The sequence below is a fragment of the Achromobacter sp. E1 genome, assembly GCF_037039475.1.
GTDB lineage: Bacteria > Pseudomonadota > Gammaproteobacteria > Burkholderiales > Burkholderiaceae_B > Achromobacter > Achromobacter mucicolens.
Genome location: NZ_CP146253.1, coordinates 1,294,426 through 1,311,924, shown reverse-complemented (window position 1 = coordinate 1,311,924; position 17,499 = coordinate 1,294,426). Strand labels below are relative to the sequence as shown.

Below are 17,499 nucleotides of genomic sequence, written 5' to 3'. Positions count from 1 at the left end.
ATCGTTCGCTTGATGTCCGCTTCCAGCCTGATGCCCGCCCCTTCCTCCTCCGCCACGGCCGCCCCCCCCGTCCCCGCCACGGTTCCCACCCTGTCCGCGCTGAAGCCCGGCACGCGCTACGCGCAGCCCAGGCCGCCGGGTTCCGGCGACGCCTGGCTGCTGGCGGATCTGGCCCGCCAGGCCGGCGGCCCGCTGGTCATCCTGACGGCCGAGCCCCTGGAAGCGCAGCGCCTGGCCGAAGAAATCCAGCTGTTCGCGCCCGGTCTGCGCGTGCGGCAGCTGCCCGACTGGGAAACCCTGCCCTACGACGCGTTCTCGCCGCACCAGGACTTGATTTCGGAGCGCCTGCACACGCTGCATTCGCTGATGATGAAGACGGTGGACGTGCTGACGGTGCCCATCACCACGGCGCTGTACCGGCTGGCGCCGCCCTCGTTCCTGGCCGCCTACACGTTCTCGTTCAAGCAGAAGGACCGGCTGAACGAAGCGGCGCTGCGCGCGCAGCTCACGCTGGCCAATTACAACCACGTCACCCAGGTGACCGCGCCCGGCGAATTCTGCCTGCGCGGCGGCCTGATCGACCTGTTCCCGATGGGCTCGGTGGTGCCGTACCGCCTGGACCTGTTCGACGACGAAATCGAGACCATCCGCAGTTTCGACGTGGACACCCAGCGCAGCCTGTACCCCGTGCGCGAGGTCCAGCTGCTGCCAGGCCGCGAATTCCCGATGGACGAGGACGCGCGCAACCGGTTCCGCGCGCGCTTTCGGGAAATTTTCGAAGGCGATCCCTCGCGCGCCCTGCCCTACAAGGACATCGGCAACGGCATCCCCTTTGCCGGCGTCGAGTACTACCTGCCGCTGTTCTTCGAAGAGACCGCCACGCTGTTCGACTACGTGACCGAAGGCACGGTCATGGTCACGGTCGGCGACATCGACGACGCGATCCAGCGCTTCAACCAGGACACGGCCAGCCGCTACGGCTTCTTGAAGAGCGATCGCGAGCGTCCCGTGTTGCCGCCCTCGGCCCTGTTCCTGGACAACGAATCGCTGTATGGCCGGCTGAAGGCCTTTCGCCGCCTGTCGCTGACTGCCGGCCAGCCGCACCCCGACTTCCGGGCCGCGCCCGATGTCAGCGTGGCGCGCCGCGCGGAAGATCCCATCGCCAAGCTGCGCACGCTGGTGCAGGCGGGCCAGACCCGCGTGCTGCTGTGCGCCGATTCCGCGGGGCGCCGCGAAACCTTGGTGCAGATGCTGCACGAGTTCGGCGTCACGCCTGACGCGCAGCCCGAGACCATCGAGGCCTTCCTGGCGTCGGACGCGCATTTCGGCATCGTCGCCTCACCGCTGGGCGTGGGCTTCCAGCTGCCGGACGCGAACCTCGCCTTCCTGACCGAAAACGACCTCTACCCCGGATTGGCAACGCCGGGACGCCGCGGCAAGCGCGACCAGGAGCGCGCCAGCAACGTCGAAGCCATGGTGCGCGACCTGTCCGAGCTGCGCGAGGGCGATCCCGTCGTCCACGCCCAGCACGGCATCGGGCGCTACCACGGCCTGGTCAACATGGACATGGGCGAAGGCGAGATGGAGTTTCTTCATCTTGAGTACGCCAACGGCAGCACGCTGTACGTGCCGGTGTCGCAGCTGCACGTAATCGCCCGCTACAGCGGCGCGGATCCGGAAGCCGCGCCGCTGCACCAGCTGGGCTCGGGGCAATGGGACAAGGCCCGCCGCAAGGCGGCCAAGCAGGTGCGCGACACCGCTGCGGAACTGCTGGCGCTGTATGCGCAGCGCGCCGCGCGCGAAGGCTTTGCGTTCAACCTGCCGCTGAACGACTACGAGGCCTTCGCCGAGGGCTTCGGCTTTGAAGAGACGGCCGACCAGTCCGCGGCGATCCAGGCTGTCATCAGCGACATGACCTCGGGCCGCCCGATGGACCGCCTGGTCTGCGGCGACGTCGGCTTCGGCAAGACGGAAGTCGCGCTGCGCGCCGCCTTCCTGGCCGTCGCCAATGGCAAGCAGGTGGCGCTCTTGTGCCCCACCACCCTGCTCGCCGAGCAACACGCCCAGACCTTCACGGACCGGTTCGCCGACTGGCCCGTACGCGTCGTGGAACTGTCGCGCTTCCGCTCGGCCAAGGAAGTCTCGGCCGCTATCGAAGGCATCAACGACGGCCGGGTCGACATCGTCATCGGCACGCACAAGATTCTGTCGAAAGATGTGAAGTTCAAGCGGCTGGGTCTGGTCATCATCGACGAGGAACACCGTTTCGGCGTGCGCCAGAAGGAAGCGCTCAAGTCGCTGCGGGCCGAGGTCGACGTCCTGACGCTCACCGCCACGCCCATTCCCCGCACGCTCGGCATGTCGCTGGAAGGCATCCGCGACTTCTCCGTCATTGCCACGGCGCCGCAGAAGCGCCTGGCCATCAAGACCTTCGTGCGGCGCGAAGACGGCAGCACGCTGCGCGAGGCCCTGCTGCGCGAACTCAAGCGCGGCGGCCAGTGCTACTTCCTGCACAACGAGGTCGAGACCATCCACAACCGCCGGGCGCGCCTGGAAGAGCTGGTGCCCGAGGCCCGGATCGCCGTCGCGCACGGCCAGATGCCCGAGCGCGAACTCGAACAGGTCATGAAGGGCTTCTACCAGCAGCGCTACAACGTGCTGCTGTGCACCACCATCATCGAAACCGGCATCGACGTGCCCAGCGCCAACACCATCGTGATCCATCGCGCCGACCGCTTCGGCCTGGCGCAGCTTCACCAGTTGCGCGGACGCGTCGGGCGCTCGCACCATCAGGCCTACGCCTACCTGCTGACGCCCGGCGAAGACGCCATCACCAGCAACGCCAAGAAGCGGCTGGAAGCCATCCAGGCCATGGAAGAGCTCGGCTCGGGCTTTTACCTGGCGATGCACGACCTCGAAATCCGGGGCACCGGTGAAGTGCTGGGCGACTCGCAATCGGGCAACATCCAGGAAGTGGGCTTCTCGATGTACAACGAGATGCTCAACGAGGCCGTGCGCGCGCTGCGCGCCGGCGAAGAACCCGATCTGGACGCGCCCTTCAACCTGGCGTGCGAGGTCAACCTGCACGCCCCGGCGCTGCTGCCGTCCGATTATTGCGCCGACGTGCATGCGCGCCTGGCCATCTACAAGCGGCTGGCGCACGCCGCCGACGAAGACGACCTGATCCACATCCAGGAAGAACTGATCGACCGATTCGGCAAGCTGCCGGAAGCGGCCCAGACCCTGCTGGCCACGCACCGCCTGCGGCTTGCGGCCCAGCCGCTGGGCATCGTCAAGATCGACGCCAGCGAAGCGCAGGCCCTGATTCAGTTCGGCCCCAAGACCTCGGTCGATCCGGCCCGCATCATCGACCTCGTCCAGCGGCAGCGTCACATCAAGCTGGCCGGACAGGACAAATTGCGCGCCGAGATCAAGGCCCCCCTCATTCCCGCCAGGGCCGACGCCGTGCGCGCCGTCCTGCGTGCGCTCAAGTAACCCCGACTCTCCTTCCCATCCGCCATGACTACCCACAATCTCGTCGTTCAATCCCCCGGCCTCGCCATCGAACATGCGGAGCAGCTTGCCGCGCTGGCCCAGGCCCAGGGCGTGGCGCGCATCAGCAACACCGCGGCGCGCCTGCTCGACGTGCAGCACGACGACGAGACGCGCGCGGTGGTTTGCGCCTTCGCCGAGGCGCGCGGCGTGGACGCCGCCTTCGTGCCTGCCGGACTGAAGCTTGCCCACTGCAAGGTCCTGGCCATGGACATGGACTCGACCCTGATCAACATCGAATGCATCGACGAGATCGCGGGCGTGGTCGGCGTGAAAGACAAGGTGTCGGAGATCACCGAGGCCGCCATGCGCGGCGAGATCAAGGATTTTGCCGAAAGCCTGCGCCGACGGGTCGCGCTGCTGAAAGGCGCGCCGGCTGGCGCGCTGGACCAGGTCTACGAGGAAAAGCTGCGCTTGAACCCGGGCGCCGAACGCCTGATCTCCACAGCCCAGGCCGCCGGCATCAAGGTGCTGCTGGTGTCGGGCGGTTTCACCTTCTTCACGGAGCGCCTGCGCGCGCGCCTGAACCTGGACAGCGCCCACGCCAACACGCTGGAAATCGAAGACGGCGTGCTAACCGGACGCGTGCTTGGCGACATCCTGGACGCCGACGCCAAGGCCGCCCACCTGCGCGATTTTGCGCGCACGCACGGCGCCTCGACGGATCAGATTATCGCAATGGGCGACGGCGCCAACGACCTGAAGATGCTGGCCAACGCCGGCTTTCCGGTGGCATACCACGCCAAGCCGCTGGTGCGTCAGCAGACGCGCTACGCGCTGAACGTCTCCGGATTGGACGGCGTGCTGAACTGGTTCGAGAGCTGATCCTGCCTCAAAGGTCTCCTCAAAGGTGTCTGACACCCTGGGGAGATAGCCGTCAGCCTGCGGCAGCGTCCCAACGGGTGTCAGACACCGTGCCGCAACGCATTGCCTCAAAGGTGTCTGACACCCTGGGGAGATGGCCGTCAGCCTGCGGCAGCGTCCCAACGGGTGTCAGACACCGTGCTCACACCGCGCTGCAACGGAAGCCAGCCACCTCCCAAACGCAAAAGCCACCTCAGCAACGAGGTGGCTTTTTTTCATGCAGGCAGGCGCCGCTGACGCGGCGCCCCGCCATCAGTACCGCACGCGCAGGGACAGCAGCGCCGCCCGGCCCGTGCCCAGCGCCGCGTAGTGCGCAGCGTAGGCTTTGGTGTAGTACGTTTCGTCGAAGATGTTCAGCACGTTCAACTGCGCCGAGAAGTGCTCGTTGAATTCATAGCCGGCCATCGCGTCGAAGCGCCAGTACGACGGCACCCAGCGCGCCTTGGGCGTGCCGTCGGCATTCTTCGTGGCGTCCGAGTTGCCGTACACCTTGTCGACGTAGTACGCGCCGCCGCCGACCGTCAGCTTGGGCAGGACCTTGTAGGTCGTCCACAGGCTGAAGGCGTTGCGCGGCGTGTTGGGCAGGTCCTGGCCGACGGCGCCGCTGTTGTAGGCGCCCTTGGTCATTTCGCTGTCCATGAAGGTGTAGCCGCCGAACACATTCCACTTCGGCGTGATGGCGCCCGAGAATCCCAGCTCGATGCCGCGCACCTTGGCTTCGCCCACTTGCGCCACTTCGGTCGCCGACACCGCCACGCTGGTGTTCTTGCGGATGTCCTGGAACGCCGCGGCCGACAGCGTCAGCTTGTCATCGAACACCTGCCACTTCGTGCCCAGCTCCACCGTGCGGCTCTTTTCCGGTTCCAGCGAAGACGTCGACAGCGAGGTCGCATCGCTGATCGCTCCGCCAGCAATGGCGGACGGCGTCGACGAGGTGCCGTAGGTCGCGTAGATCGTGCCGTTGGGCACGGGTTTGTACGCCAGGCCGACCTGGTAGTTAAAGAGATTGTCCTCACGGCTCGTGCTGTAGAACGCGGGGGTGCTGGACGGATCGTTCCGGCCGCGCGCGATGTTGCTGCCGCTGGTGCGGTAGTTGTCCCAGCGTGCGCCCAGGCTGGCTTGCCACTGTTCGTTGAACTTGATGGTGTCGAAGCCGTAGAGGGCCAGCGTGTCCGTGTTGTAGACGGCAGGATTGTTGTTGCGGGTCAGCTTGCCGGTGTAGTCGTCGTGGGGATTCGGATCCCACAGCGAGGTGCACAGCGCCGGGTTCGACAGGTCTGTGGCGCTGACCTTGCAGTTCATCGGGCTCCGGGCGATCGTCTGGGTGTAGCTGTCCTTGTCCTGCTTGATGTTGCTGTACTCGAAGCCCAGGTCGAACGAGTGCTTCAGGCTGCCGGTCTCGAATTCGCCCGTCAGGTCCGTCTGGTTGGCGAACGTCTTGGTGACGTAGTAGCCCGACTTGAGCGCGCGATACACCAGCCCGTTCGGGATGTTGCCCTTGCTGTCGTCGGGATTGGTCGCCGCGAAATCCGTCGTGCCGCGGCCATAGCGCGTTACGTTGCGCAGTTGCAGCTTGTCCGAGAAGTCGTGCTGGAAGTCCACGGTGGCAACATCATCCCGGGTCTTCATGAAATCGCGGCCGGTCAGGCCATAGAACGACTTGCGGCTCACGCCCATGGTCTCCGTCACCGGCTGACCCGACTTCGGGTCATACGGAATGGAGTAATCGGGCATGCTGTCGTCCTGATAGTGGTAGTAGCTCAGCGTGATGCGCGTCGGCGTGCCCACGCCCAGCATCAGCGACGGCGCCACGCCCCAGCGCTCGAAGTCCACTGCGTCATCGCGGCCCGGCGTGTCGCCCTTGTTGCCCATCACGTTCAGACGGAAAGCCGCCTTCTCGCCCAACCGCCAATTGCTGTCGATCGTGGCGCGGTAGTTGTTGTCCGTGCCGATCTGCGCCGTGGCTTCGGTGAAGTCCGTGGCCTTTGGCGTCTTGCTGACCATGTTGATGCTGCCGCCCGCGCCGCCGCGGCCGGAGTACACCGAATCCGGTCCCTTGATGATCTCGACCTGCTCCAGATTGAAGGTATCGCGCACCTGCGTGCTGCTGTCGCGGATGCCGTCCAGGAAGATGCTGCCGGCCGAATTCTGGCCGCGAATGATGGGCAGGTCACCGCCCGGACGGCCGCCCTCACCCGCGCCGAAGGTGATCCCCGGCGAGTTGCGCAGCACGTCCTGCAGCGTGGATGCTGCCTGATCCTGGATCACCTGCTGCGGCACAACCTGCACCGTGCGCGGCGTGTCCAGCAACGGCGCCGTCATCTTGGGAGACTGCGCGGTCGACGTCTGGTACGACGAGCTTTCGCCCTCCACGCGGACGGGCGACAACTGCGTCACACCGCTGTCAGCGGACTGCGCTGCGGCATAGGGACTGACGAACAACGCGGGGGCGGCAATCGCAGCAGCCAGCGACGTGGCGAGCGTATTCAGCGAATACGAATCTTGGGGCTTCAATCCAGCTTCTCCAGAATGTAAATAGCAACGATTCTTGTTTTTTTGTCGTTTGCGATTCTGAACTGAGGCGCTGAATGAAACCTGAATGACAGGCTGCTGATGATCTAAAAGATGAAAAAACAACAGAGTTGATCTGCCGCAAATGCGAAGCGGGCGGAGATTCGAATCGGGGGCAGATCCACCGTGGAATCCGGAAGCGTCACAAGCCCATGCCGGCATGCGCAGGACAAAAAAAACGCCCCGACATCGGGGCGCTATTTTGTGCTGGGCAGGACTCAGACCCGAAGGCGAGGATGCCGCTTGAAGAGGTACCGGTACACGAACCCGGGGTAGGCCAGCACCAGATACAGGCTGAGCGTGATGGCGTAGAACTCCCAGGTCTGGGCGAAGCGGTTGCCCAGCGTGGACTCGAACGTAAAGCCCAGCGCGCCGACGATGGCGTAGAACACCAGCACCTCGACCAACCGCAACCAGAACGGCTTGACCGCCACCGCCCCACCCTGCTTCCAGGGCAGCACGGCGAAGACGCGCTCGGTCAGGAAGGGAAGATTCGCGCTGACAAGCGCCAGCGCGATCAACAGCCACACCGCCAGCGTCTGGTTCATGGGCTGTTATCCGTTCCTCAGAGGCTCAGCGACGAGCGGATGGCCTGCACGCACAGGGCCATCAGGCCACCCGGCAACAGACCCAGCACCAGGATCAAGGCGCCGTTGATCGACAGCACGCCGCGCTGGCCGGCCGTGGCCACCATCGGGGCGGCGTCGGCCGCCGGTTCGTCGAAGTAGACGACCTTGACCACGCGCAGGTAGTAGAACGCGCCGATCAGCGAGAACAGCACCGCGACCACAGCCAGCGTCACGTGGCCGGCGGAAACCAGCGCCTGCAGCACGGCCAGCTTGGCGTAGAAGCCCACCAGCGGCGGGATGCCGGCCAGCGAGAACATCAGGAGCAGCACGATGGCGGCATGCCACGGGCTGCGGCGGTTCAGGCCCTTCAGGTCGTCGATGTGCTCGCACTCAAAGCCCTGGCGCGACAGCAGCAGCACGATGCCGAAGCTGGCGAGCGTGGTCAGCACATAGGTCAGCATGTAGAACAGCGAGGCGCCGTAGGCGGCCGACGACAGTTCCGGCTTGCCGGCCACCGACCCCGACATCAGGCCCAGGAGCACGAAGCCCATGTGCGAGATGGTCGAGTAAGCCAGCATGCGCTTGAAGTTGGTCTGGGCAATGGCGGTCAGGTTGCCGATGGCCAGCGAGAGCACCGCCAGGATCATCAGCATCGGCTGCCAGTCCGTGGCCAGGCCGTGCAGGCCGTCGACCAGCAGGCGCAGCGTGATCGCAAAAGCGGCCAGCTTGGGCGCGCCGCCCAGGATCAGCGTGACGGCGGTGGGCGAACCCTGGTAGACGTCCGGCACCCACATGTGGAACGGAACGGCGCCCAGCTTGAACGCAAGGCCCGACACCAGGAACACGATGCCGAACACCAGCGCCATCTTCTCGGCCTTGCCGGCGGCGATGACGTTGGACACTTCGGTCAGGTCAAGGTGACCCGTCGCGCCGTAGATCATGGACATGCCGTACAGCAGGAAGCCCGAGGCCAGCGCGCCCAGCACGAAGTACTTCATGGCGGCTTCAGTGGCCACGACGTTGTCGCGGCGCAGGGCGATCAGCGCGTACAGCGCCAGCGACATCAGCTCCAGGCCCAGGTAGATGGAGATCAGGTTCCCGGAGGAGATCATGACCATCTGGCCCAGCAGGGCAAACAGCGTCAGCACGTAGAGTTCGCCGCCGCGCACCATGTCGCGAACCTGCGCATACACGCGGCCGTAGATCAGCGTGACGCCGACGGCAAGGTACGAAGCGATCTTCAGCAGGTGCGACAGCTCGTCCGTGACGTACAGGCCGTTGAACGTCGAGCCAGCCACGCCGTTCTTCCACTGCACAGCCGACACGACGGTCAGCACGCCCAGGGCAAGCATGGTCAGCAGAAACGTCGGCTTGCGCTCGGGGTGATTGCTGACCGCGTCGATGAGCAGGATAGCCAGGCCGAAAATCAGCAGAAGGATTTCCGGTGTCGCCAAGGCGAAATCGATTTGGGATTGCATCATTGTCTTGTCTTACAGTTTCGAGACGGCAACGTGTTGCAGCAGGGCCTCGACCGACACGTGCATGACGTCGGTAAAGGGCTTGGGATAGATCCCCATGTACAACACGGCGATCGCCATCACGCCAAGAATCACGAATTCGCGGCGGTTGATATCGGTCAGCTCGCGCACGTGGTCGTTGGCGACATCGCCCAGGACGACGCGCTTGACCATCCACAGCGAATACGCCGCGCCCAGGATCAGGGCAGTGGCTGCCAGCAGGCCGATCCAGAAGTTGTGCTCGACCGCGCCCATGATCACCATGAATTCGCCGACGAAGCCGCTGGTGGCCGGCAGGCCGCTGTTGGCCATCGAGAACAGGATGAAGAACGTGGCAAAGCGCGGCATCACGTTGACCACGCCGCCGTAGTCGGCGATGCGGCGCGAGTGCATGCGGTCATAGAGCACGCCAATACACATGAACATGGCGCCCGACACGAAGCCGTGCGAGATCATCTGCACAATGGCGCCTTCGACGCCGGCCGTGTTGAAGATGAAAAAGCCCAGCGTGACAAAGCCCATGTGAGCGACCGACGAATAGGCCACCAGCTTCTTCATGTCGTCCTGCACGATCGCGACCAGGCCGATGTAGATCACGGCAATCAGCGAAAGCGTGATCATCAGGCCGGCCAGGCTGTGCGAGGCATCAGGCGCGATCGGCAGCGAGAAGCGCAGGAAACCGTAGGCGCCCAGCTTCAGCATGATCGCGGCCAGCACGATGGAGCCGCCCGTGGGCGCTTCCACGTGGGCGTCTGGCAACCACGTGTGAACCGGCCACATCGGCACCTTGACTGCGAAAGCCGCGAGCAGCGCCACGAAGATCAGGATCTGCGGGGTGTAGCCCAGCTTGGTCTGCTGCCAGGTCAGGATGTCGAACGAACCGCCCGAGACATTCCAGAGATAGACGAACGCGATCAGCGTCAGCAGAGAACCCATCAGGGTGTACAGGAAGAACTTGAACGCCGCATAAACGCGGTTCCCGCCGCCCCAGACGCCGATGATGATGTACATCGGGATCAGCGTGGCTTCGAAGAACACGTAGAACAGCATGCCGTCCAGCGCGCAGAACACGCCCACCATCAGACCCGACAGGATCAGGAAGGCGGCCATGTATTGCGCGACGCGGCTCGTGATGACTTCCCAGCCGGCCAGCACCACGATGATGGTGATGAACGCGGTCAGGAGCACGAACCACATCGAAATGCCGTCGATGCCCAGGTGGTAATTGACGTTGAAGGCCTCGATCCAGGAGGCCTTCTCCACGAACTGCATGGCGGCCGTGGAGGAATCGAACCCGGTGTAGAGCGGAATCGTGACCAGGAAGCCGGCGATCGAGCCGACGAGCGACAGGCCGCGCGTCAGGCCGGGACGGTCGTCACGGCCCACCGCCAGCACCAGCAGGCCGAATACGATCGGGACAAAGATCGCAAGCGTGAGCCAGGGAAAAGTGTTGGATGCCATCTCGCTTGCCATCATTGGGGAATCAGCACAAAGAAAGTCACCAGCGCCATGACGCCGATGATCATTGCGAACGCGTAGTGATAGATGAAGCCGGACTGCAGGTGGCGGCTGATGGCTGCCACCCAGCCCACGACACGGGCGCTGCCGTTGATCAGGATGCCATCGATGATGCCGCGATCACCGGTCTGCCACAGGCCGCGGCCCAGGCAGCGCAGACCGCGCGCGATGACCTGCTCGTTGAACCAGTCGACGTAGTACTTGTTCTCGAGGATCTTGTTCACACCCGACAGGTTGGCCTTGATGGCGGCCGGCACCTTGGGGTTGATCAGGTAGCAGTACCACGAGATGACGAAGCCCGCGACGACCAGCCAGAACGGCAGGGTCTGGAAGGCATGCAGGCCGTAGGCGACCCAGCCGTGCCATTCCTCGCTCAGCACGTGCATGGCGGGATGCTGCTGCGGCAGCACCTTGATGACGCCGTCGAAGAACTTGCCGAACACCATCGGGTCGACCGCCCAGGCGCCGACGAACACCGACGGGATGGCCAGCAGGATCAGCGGCAGCGTGACGACCCAGGGCGACTCGTGCGGCTTGCCGCCGTGGTGGCCGTGGCCGTGGTCGTCGTGGCCGTGATCGTCGTGACCGTGCGCGTCATGGCCGTGGCCGTGATCGCTGGTGTCGAAGCGTTCCTTGCCATGGAAGACCAGGAAGTACACGCGGAACGAGTACAGCGACGTGACGAACACGCCGATCAGCACGGCATAGTAGGCAAAGCTCGCGCCCCAGACGTTGGCCTGGCCGGCGGCTTCGATGATGTTTTCCTTCGAGTAGAAACCCGAGAAGAACGGCGTGCCGACGAGCGCCAGCGTGCCCAGCAGGAAGGTGATCCAGGTGATGGGCATGTACTTGCGCAGGCCGCCCATGTTGCGGATGTCCTGGTCGTGGTGCATGCCGATGATGACCGAACCCGCGCCCAGGAACAGCAGCGCCTTGAAGAACGCGTGCGTCATCAGGTGGAAGATCGCGACCGAGTAGGCCGACGCGCCCAGGGCAACGGTCATGTAGCCCAGCTGCGACAGCGTGGAGTACGCGACGACGCGCTTGATGTCGTTCTGGATGATGCCCAGGATGCCCAGGAACAGCGCGCCGATGGCGCCGATCACGATGATGAACGACAGCGCGGTGTCCGACAGTTCGAACAGCGGCGAGAAACGCGCGACCATGAAGATGCCGGCCGTCACCATGGTGGCGGCGTGGATCAGCGCGGAGATCGGGGTCGGGCCTTCCATCGAGTCAGGCAGCCAGGCGTGCAGCGGAACCTGGGCCGATTTACCCATGGCGCCGATGAACAGGCAAATACACGCCACCGTCAGCAGCATCCAGTCAGAACCGGGCAGCGTCATGCCGGCCAGCTTGTCGGCCTGCGCGAAGACTTCACCGTAGTTCATGGTGCCGGCGTAGGCGAACAGAAGGCCAATGCCCAGCACGAAACCGAAGTCGCCGACGCGGTTGATCAGGAACGCCTTCATGTTGGCGAAGATCGCCGTGGGGCGCGTGTACCAGAAACCGATCAGCAGGTAGGACACCAGGCCCACCGCTTCCCAGCCGAAGAACAGCTGCACCATGTTGTTCGACATCACCAGCATCAGCATGGAGAACGTGAACAGCGAGATGTACGAGAAGAAGCGCTGGTAGCCGGGATCGTCAGCCATGTAGCCGATGGTGTAGATGTGCACCATCAGGGACACGGAGGTCACCACGACCATCATCATGGCCGACAGCGGATCGATCAGGAAGCCGATTTCCAGCTTGGTCTGGCCGATCAGGCTCCAGGTGTAGACCGCGCCGTCAAAGCGCAGGCCGTTCAGCACGTCCCCCAGCACCACCACCGAACCGATGGCGGAGATGAGCACGCCCAGGATGGTGATGATGTGAGAGGCGCGGCGGCCGATGGGGCGGCCAAGGAACCCGGTGCCGAAAAGGCCCGCGAGAATTGCTCCAGCCAGCGGCGCCAGCGCGATGAGCAGGTAGAGATTGGGTGAGCTAGACATTTTCTTCCAATACCCCGTCAGCCCTTCAGGCGATCGAGTTCGTCAACGTTGATCGTGTTCAGGTTGCGGAACAGCAGCACCAGGATGGCCAGGCCGATCGCCGCTTCGGCGGCGGCCACGGTCAGGATGAAGAACACGAACACCTGGCCGGCGGTGTCGCCGAACCAGCTGGAGAACGCCACGAAGTTCATGTTGACGGCCAGGAGCACGAGCTCGATGGACATCAGGAGAATGATCAGGTTGCGGCGGTTCAGGAAGATGCCGAAGATCCCGATGGCGAACAGGATTGCGCCAAGGATCAGATAGTGGGCCAGCGTCAGCGTCATTGTTTTTCTCCTTGGGGCGCGGCACCGTTCGACGCGTCACGCTTGGCCTGGGCGCGCTCGCTCTGGGCGGGCATGCTCACCATGCGGAAGCGGTCCTTCGCACGCACGCGGACAGCGGCGACCGGGTCGTTGTACTTCACGTCGCGGCGGCGGCGCAGGGTCAGCGCGATTGCGGCAACCATGCCGACCAGCAGCAGCGCGGCGCCCACTTCAACGGCGTAGACGTACTGCGTGTACATCGCCTCGCCCAGCGCGCGGGCGTTGTTGTAGTCGCTGGGCAGCTGCGCCTGCGGACCGGAGCCGTACCAGATGGTGCCCAGCACAAAGGACACTTCCAGCACCAGCACCAGACCGATGACCAGGCCGAGCGGCAGGTAGGTCTTCATGCCCTGGCGCAGGGTGTCCATGCGGATGTCGAGCATCATCACGACAAAGAGGAAGAGCACCATCACGGCGCCCACGTACACCAGCACCAGCAGCAGCGCGAGGAACTCGGCGCCCAGCAGCATCCAGAGCATGGCCGCGTTGGCAAACGCCAGGATCAGGTGCAGAACGGCGGTGACCGCGCTGCGCGCGGTGATCACGCGGAAGGCCGCGATCACCAGCACGGCGGCCAGTATGTAGAAAAGGACAGTGGTAAAAGTCATGGATCAGACCCTGGGCTTCAGCGGTAAGGCGCGTCTTCGGCCCGGCGGCGGGCGATGTCGGCTTCGTAGCGGTCGCCCACGGCGAGCAGCATGTCTTTGGTGAAATACAGGTCGCCGCGCTTTTCGCCGTGGTATTCGTGGATGTGCGTTTCCACGATGGAGTCCACGGGGCAGCTTTCCTCACAGAAGCCGCAGAAGATGCACTTGGTCAGGTCGATGTCGTAGCGCGTCGTGCGGCGGGTGCCGTCGTCGCGCTGATCCGACTCGATCGTGATCGCCAGCGCCGGGCACACGGCTTCGCACAGCTTGCACGCGATGCAGCGCTCTTCCCCGTTGGGGTAGCGGCGCAGCGCGTGCAGGCCGCGGAAACGCGGCGACGCAGGGGTCTTTTCCTGGGGGTAGCGCAAGGTGACCTTGCGCTTGAAGAAATACTTGCCTGTCAGGCGCATGCCCTTGAGCAACTCGGTCAGCATCAGGCTGCCGAAGAAATCCTTGATCGCTTCCATATCCTGCCTCTGCTTGGCGCTTAGCGCCAAATGTTCCAGGGCGTCTGCATCCAGATCGCCACCACGACCAGCCAGACGCCGGTCAGCGGGATGAAGATTTTCCAACCCAAACGCATGATCTGGTCGTAGCGGTAGCGCGGGAACGAGGCCCGGAACCACACGAACAACGAGACCACGACGAACGTCTTGAGACCCAGCCAGATCCAACCCGGAATCCAGGTCAGCGGCGCGATATCGATCGGGGAAGCCCAGCCGCCCAGGAACATGATCGACGCCATGCAGGACAGCAGGATCATGTTGGCGTATTCGCCCAGGAAGAACAGCGCGAAGGCCATGCCCGAGTACTCGACCATGTGGCCGGCCACGATTTCGGATTCGCCTTCCACCACGTCGAACGGGTGACGGTTGGTTTCTGCGACGGCCGAGATCACGTAGATCACGAACAGCGGCAACAGCGGCAGCCAGTTCCAGGACATGAACGTCAGGCCCTTGTCGGCAAACCAGCCGCGGTTCTGCACGTTGACGATCTCGGACATGTTCAGGCTGCCCGACACCAGCAGCACCGTCACAAGCACGAAGCCGATGGCCAGTTCATACGACAGCATCTGGGCCGAGGCGCGCAACGCGCCCAGGAACGCGTACTTGGAGTTGGACGCCCAGCCAGCGACGATCACGCCGTACACACCGATGGACGTGATGGCCATGATGTACAGCAGGCCGGCATTGACGTTGGCCAGCACGACGTCGGGACCGAAGGGCACGACCGCCCAGGCAGCCAGCGCGGGCATCAGCGTGACCACGGGGGCCACGACGAACAGCACCTTGTTGGCCTGGCTGGGAACGACGACTTCCTTGGTGAGCAGCTTGAAGACGTCTGCGAAAGGCTGCAGCAGCCCCTTGAAGCCGACGCGGTTCGGACCCATGCGCACGTGCATGGCGCCGATCATCTTGCGCTCCCAGTACGTCAGGTACGCCACGCACAGGATGATGGGCACGGCGATGACCACGATCTTGATGAGGGTCCAGAGGACCATCCAGACCGTCGGGCCCAGCAATGCCTGACCGTGGCTTTCAAGAACATTGAGCCATTCCATCAGGCACGCTCCACGCTGATTTGACCAAATGCGCCACCCAGGGCAGCGGTAATTTCGAAGGCGGCGGAAATGCGCACGGCACGATCGGCCACGGCATCATCCTGCACGGTTTCCAGTTCGACGGCGCCCTGCCCGGCCGAGACGCGCACCTTGACGCCGGCCGTCAGGCCGAGGCTGGTGAGGGTACGGCCGTTCATGGCGGCGGCGGGCTTCTTCGAAGCCGGCGAGGCCTGCAGCGGTTCCGAGCGGCGCACCATGGCGTCGGTGCGGTAGATCGGCACATCGGCGACGCGTTCCAGGCCGGTGAGGGCCTGGCCCAGACCCAGCGGGGCCTTGACGTCGTTGGACAGGCGGCCTTCGACGCCGCTGGCCAGCACGGCATCGCGCACGGACTCGGAGGTCTCGTCGTCGAAGCCGGCCAGATGCAGGACGTTGCCCAGCACGCGCAGCACCTTCCAGCCCGGACGGGTCTGGCCGAACGGCGTGACCGTGCCCTTGAAGCTCTGGGCCAGACCTTGGGCATTGACGAACGTGCCCGAGGTTTCCGTGAACGGCGACACCGGCAGCATCACGTCCGCCCATTCGGCAGCGGCCGAACGGTAAGGCGTGAGCGCGACGGCGAACTGCGCGCCGCGCAGCGCGGCGATGGCTTGCTGGCCGTTGTCGGCGTCGAGCAGCGGCTCGGCGTGCAGGACGATGTAGGCCTTGAGCGGTTCGGCGAGCATGGCTGCGGCGGTCTTGCCGCCCTTGCCCGGGATGGCGCCGGCGAGATAGCCGCCGACGGTGTTGCCGCCCGAGGTCAGGAAGCCGAACTTGCCGCCCGACAGGTCAGCCACGGCGCGGCCGTTGGCGGCCAGGGTGGTGGCCTGAGCGCTGGCGACGGCCAGGTTGCCCATCAGGACGGCCGTGTTGGCGCCCGAGGCAAGGCTGGCGGCGATCAGCTTGGCGTTTTCGCCCGGCGTGACCGAGGCGAACTCGGCCGGCACGGTCTGTTCCTTGGCCTGGGCCAGCGCGACGGCCACTTCGGCCAGCGCGCGCGCCAGTTCCGACGGGGCCACGGTGATGCGCGCGGTCACGGGCATCAGGGGATCGTCGGCGGCGCTGTCGACCATCAGGATCTGCGTGCCGCGCTTGGCCGCCTGGCGCAGACGCTGGGCCATCAGAGGGTGGTCCTTGCGCAGGAACGAGCCGACGACCAGGACGCGGTCCAGGTTGTCGAGTTCGGCGATGGGCATGCCCAGCCACGGCGCGCCGGTCAGCGCGGCGTCGAAGGCCGGGTCGGTCTGACGCAGGCGGAAGTCGATGTTCTCGGAACCCAGCGCGCGGACCAGGCGGCCCAGCAGCGCGTATTCCTCGGTCGTGGCGTATTCGGACGCCAGGGCGCCGATCTGGCCGGCGCCGAAGCTGTCACGCACGCGCGACAGGCCTTGGGCCACGGCCTGCAGGGCATCGGCCCAGGAGGCTTCCTGCCACTTGCCGTCGGTGCCCTTGATCATCGGGGCGGACAGGCGGTCTTCGCTGTTCAGGCCTTCGTACGAGAAGCGGTCGCGATCGCTGATCCAGCATTCGTTGACGGCTTCGTCCTCGAACGGCACCACGCGCATCACGCGGTCGCCCTTGACCTGAACGACCAGGTTGGCGCCCAGGCTGTCGTGCGGGCTGACCGAACGGCGGCGAGCCAGTTCCCAGGTGCGGGCGCTGTAGCGGAAGGGCTTGGAGGTCAGCGCGCCCACCGGACAGATGTCGATCATGTTGCCCGACAATTCGGACTCGATCGAACGGCCGACGAAGGTCGTGATCTCGGAGTGTTCGCCACGGCCCAGCATGCCCAGTTCCATGACGCCGGCGATTTCCTGGCCGAAGCGCACGCAGCGGGTGCAGTGGATGCAGCGGGACATTTCCTCGGCCGACACCAGCGGGCCGAGGTCCTTGTGGAAGACGACGCGCTTTTCTTCCTGGTAACGCGAGGAAGAACCGCCGTAGCCCACGGCCAGATCCTGCAGCTGGCATTCGCCGCCCTGATCGCAGATCGGGCAGTCGAGGGGGTGATTGATGAGCAAGAATTCCATCACCGACTTCTGAGCGGCGCGAGCCTTCTCCGAGCAGGTGTGGACGACCATGCCGTTGGTCACGGGCGTGGCGCAGGCGGGCAGCGCCTTGGGCGCTTTTTCCACTTCAACCAGGCACATCCGGCAGTTGGCCGCGATGGACAGTTTCTTGTGGTAGCAGAAATGCGGCACGTAAAGCCCGACTTTCTGGGCGGCATGCATGACCATGCTGCCTTCGGGCACTTCGACCTTGTTGCCGTCGACGGTTAGTTCAACCATTGCTGTTCCTGAGA

At 64.8% G+C, this 17,499-nt stretch carries 12 protein-coding genes; 2 read left to right on the top strand and 10 right to left on the bottom strand.

Going from position 1 to position 17,499, the window contains the following annotated elements; genetic code table 11:
• Positions 1 to 12: 12 nt before the first annotated feature.
• Positions 13 to 3,495, top strand: coding sequence for a transcription-repair coupling factor (gene mfd, locus V6V88_RS05975; RefSeq protein WP_338618379.1), 3,483 nt, complete (start codon positions 13 to 15; stop codon positions 3,493 to 3,495).
• A gap of 24 nt (positions 3,496 to 3,519) precedes the next feature.
• Entirely contained in the window at positions 3,520 to 4,377 is an 858-nt protein-coding gene (gene serB, locus V6V88_RS05970) for a phosphoserine phosphatase SerB (protein WP_062840517.1), read from the top strand.
• Positions 4,378 to 4,668: 291 nt separating this feature from the next.
• Here serB and V6V88_RS05965 read toward each other — a convergent pair whose 3' ends face one another.
• The 10 genes from V6V88_RS05965 to nuoG all read right to left on the bottom strand — a co-directional run bounded on the left by V6V88_RS05965 (position 4,669) and on the right by nuoG (position 17,485).
• Positions 4,669 to 6,930 carry a TonB-dependent siderophore receptor gene (locus V6V88_RS05965; protein WP_223574547.1) on the bottom strand — a complete coding sequence of 754 codons (2,262 nt, stop codon included), beginning with the start codon at positions 6,928 to 6,930 and terminating at the stop codon, positions 4,669 to 4,671.
• A 275-nt stretch (positions 6,931 to 7,205) separates the two neighbouring features.
• Entirely contained in the window at positions 7,206 to 7,535 is a 330-nt protein-coding gene (locus V6V88_RS05960; protein ID WP_062840515.1) for a DUF2818 family protein, read from the bottom strand.
• Between the two features lie 17 nt (positions 7,536 to 7,552).
• Positions 7,553 to 9,037, bottom strand: a complete 1,485-nt coding sequence (gene nuoN, locus V6V88_RS05955; RefSeq protein WP_056321736.1) for an NADH-quinone oxidoreductase subunit NuoN — start codon at positions 9,035 to 9,037, stop codon at positions 7,553 to 7,555.
• A gap of 9 nt (positions 9,038 to 9,046) precedes the next feature.
• The gene (locus V6V88_RS05950) at positions 9,047 to 10,549 is read right to left on the bottom strand and encodes an NADH-quinone oxidoreductase subunit M (RefSeq protein ID WP_280001848.1); all 1,503 of its coding nucleotides are present in this window, start codon (positions 10,547 to 10,549) and stop codon (positions 9,047 to 9,049) included.
• A complete protein-coding gene (gene nuoL, locus V6V88_RS05945; RefSeq protein WP_338618372.1) occupies positions 10,546 to 12,585 on the bottom strand; it encodes an NADH-quinone oxidoreductase subunit L in 2,040 nt (679 codons plus the stop codon). The genes V6V88_RS05950 and nuoL overlap by 4 nt, the downstream gene beginning before the upstream one ends.
• Positions 12,586 to 12,602: 17 nt before the next feature.
• Positions 12,603 to 12,911: an NADH-quinone oxidoreductase subunit NuoK gene (gene nuoK, locus V6V88_RS05940; protein ID WP_006217969.1), complete on the bottom strand. Its 309-nt coding sequence runs from the start codon at positions 12,909 to 12,911 to the stop codon at positions 12,603 to 12,605.
• Positions 12,908 to 13,558 carry an NADH-quinone oxidoreductase subunit J gene (locus V6V88_RS05935; protein ID WP_062840512.1) on the bottom strand — a complete coding sequence of 217 codons (651 nt, stop codon included), beginning with the start codon at positions 13,556 to 13,558 and terminating at the stop codon, positions 12,908 to 12,910. The genes nuoK and V6V88_RS05935 overlap by 4 nt, the downstream gene beginning before the upstream one ends.
• 17 nt (positions 13,559 to 13,575) lie before the next feature.
• The gene (gene nuoI / locus V6V88_RS05930) at positions 13,576 to 14,064 is read right to left on the bottom strand and encodes an NADH-quinone oxidoreductase subunit NuoI (RefSeq protein WP_008161196.1); all 489 of its coding nucleotides are present in this window, start codon (positions 14,062 to 14,064) and stop codon (positions 13,576 to 13,578) included.
• Between the two features lie 20 nt (positions 14,065 to 14,084).
• Positions 14,085 to 15,158 (bottom strand): NADH-quinone oxidoreductase subunit NuoH, encoded by a 1,074-nt coding sequence (gene nuoH / locus V6V88_RS05925; RefSeq protein ID WP_056321725.1) that lies wholly within the window; start codon positions 15,156 to 15,158, stop codon positions 14,085 to 14,087.
• Complete coding sequence (nuoG, locus tag V6V88_RS05920; RefSeq protein WP_338618364.1) at positions 15,158 to 17,485, bottom strand: NADH-quinone oxidoreductase subunit NuoG; 2,328 nt, start codon at positions 17,483 to 17,485, stop codon at positions 15,158 to 15,160. Before nuoG ends, nuoH begins: the two co-directional genes overlap by 1 nt.
• Between the last annotated feature and the right edge of the window lie 14 nt (positions 17,486 to 17,499).

Coding starts and splice junctions, on each gene's coding strand:
- mfd (WP_338618379.1), top strand. CDS start 13: ATGTCCGCTTCCAGCCTGATGCCCGCCCCTTCCTCCTCCGCCACGGCC.
- serB (WP_062840517.1), top strand. CDS start 3,520: ATGACTACCCACAATCTCGTCGTTCAATCCCCCGGCCTCGCCATCGAA.
- V6V88_RS05960 (WP_062840515.1), bottom strand. CDS start 7,535: ATGAACCAGACGCTGGCGGTGTGGCTGTTGATCGCGCTGGCGCTTGTC.
- nuoN (WP_056321736.1), bottom strand. CDS start 9,037: ATGATGCAATCCCAAATCGATTTCGCCTTGGCGACACCGGAAATCCTT.
- V6V88_RS05950 (WP_280001848.1), bottom strand. CDS start 10,549: ATGATGGCAAGCGAGATGGCATCCAACACTTTTCCCTGGCTCACGCTT.
- nuoL (WP_338618372.1), bottom strand. CDS start 12,585: ATGTCTAGCTCACCCAATCTCTACCTGCTCATCGCGCTGGCGCCGCTG.
- nuoK (WP_006217969.1), bottom strand. CDS start 12,911: ATGACGCTGACGCTGGCCCACTATCTGATCCTTGGCGCAATCCTGTTC.
- V6V88_RS05935 (WP_062840512.1), bottom strand. CDS start 13,558: ATGACTTTTACCACTGTCCTTTTCTACATACTGGCCGCCGTGCTGGTG.
- nuoI (WP_008161196.1), bottom strand. CDS start 14,064: ATGGAAGCGATCAAGGATTTCTTCGGCAGCCTGATGCTGACCGAGTTG.
- nuoH (WP_056321725.1), bottom strand. CDS start 15,158: ATGGAATGGCTCAATGTTCTTGAAAGCCACGGTCAGGCATTGCTGGGC.
- nuoG (WP_338618364.1), bottom strand. CDS start 17,485: ATGGTTGAACTAACCGTCGACGGCAACAAGGTCGAAGTGCCCGAAGGC.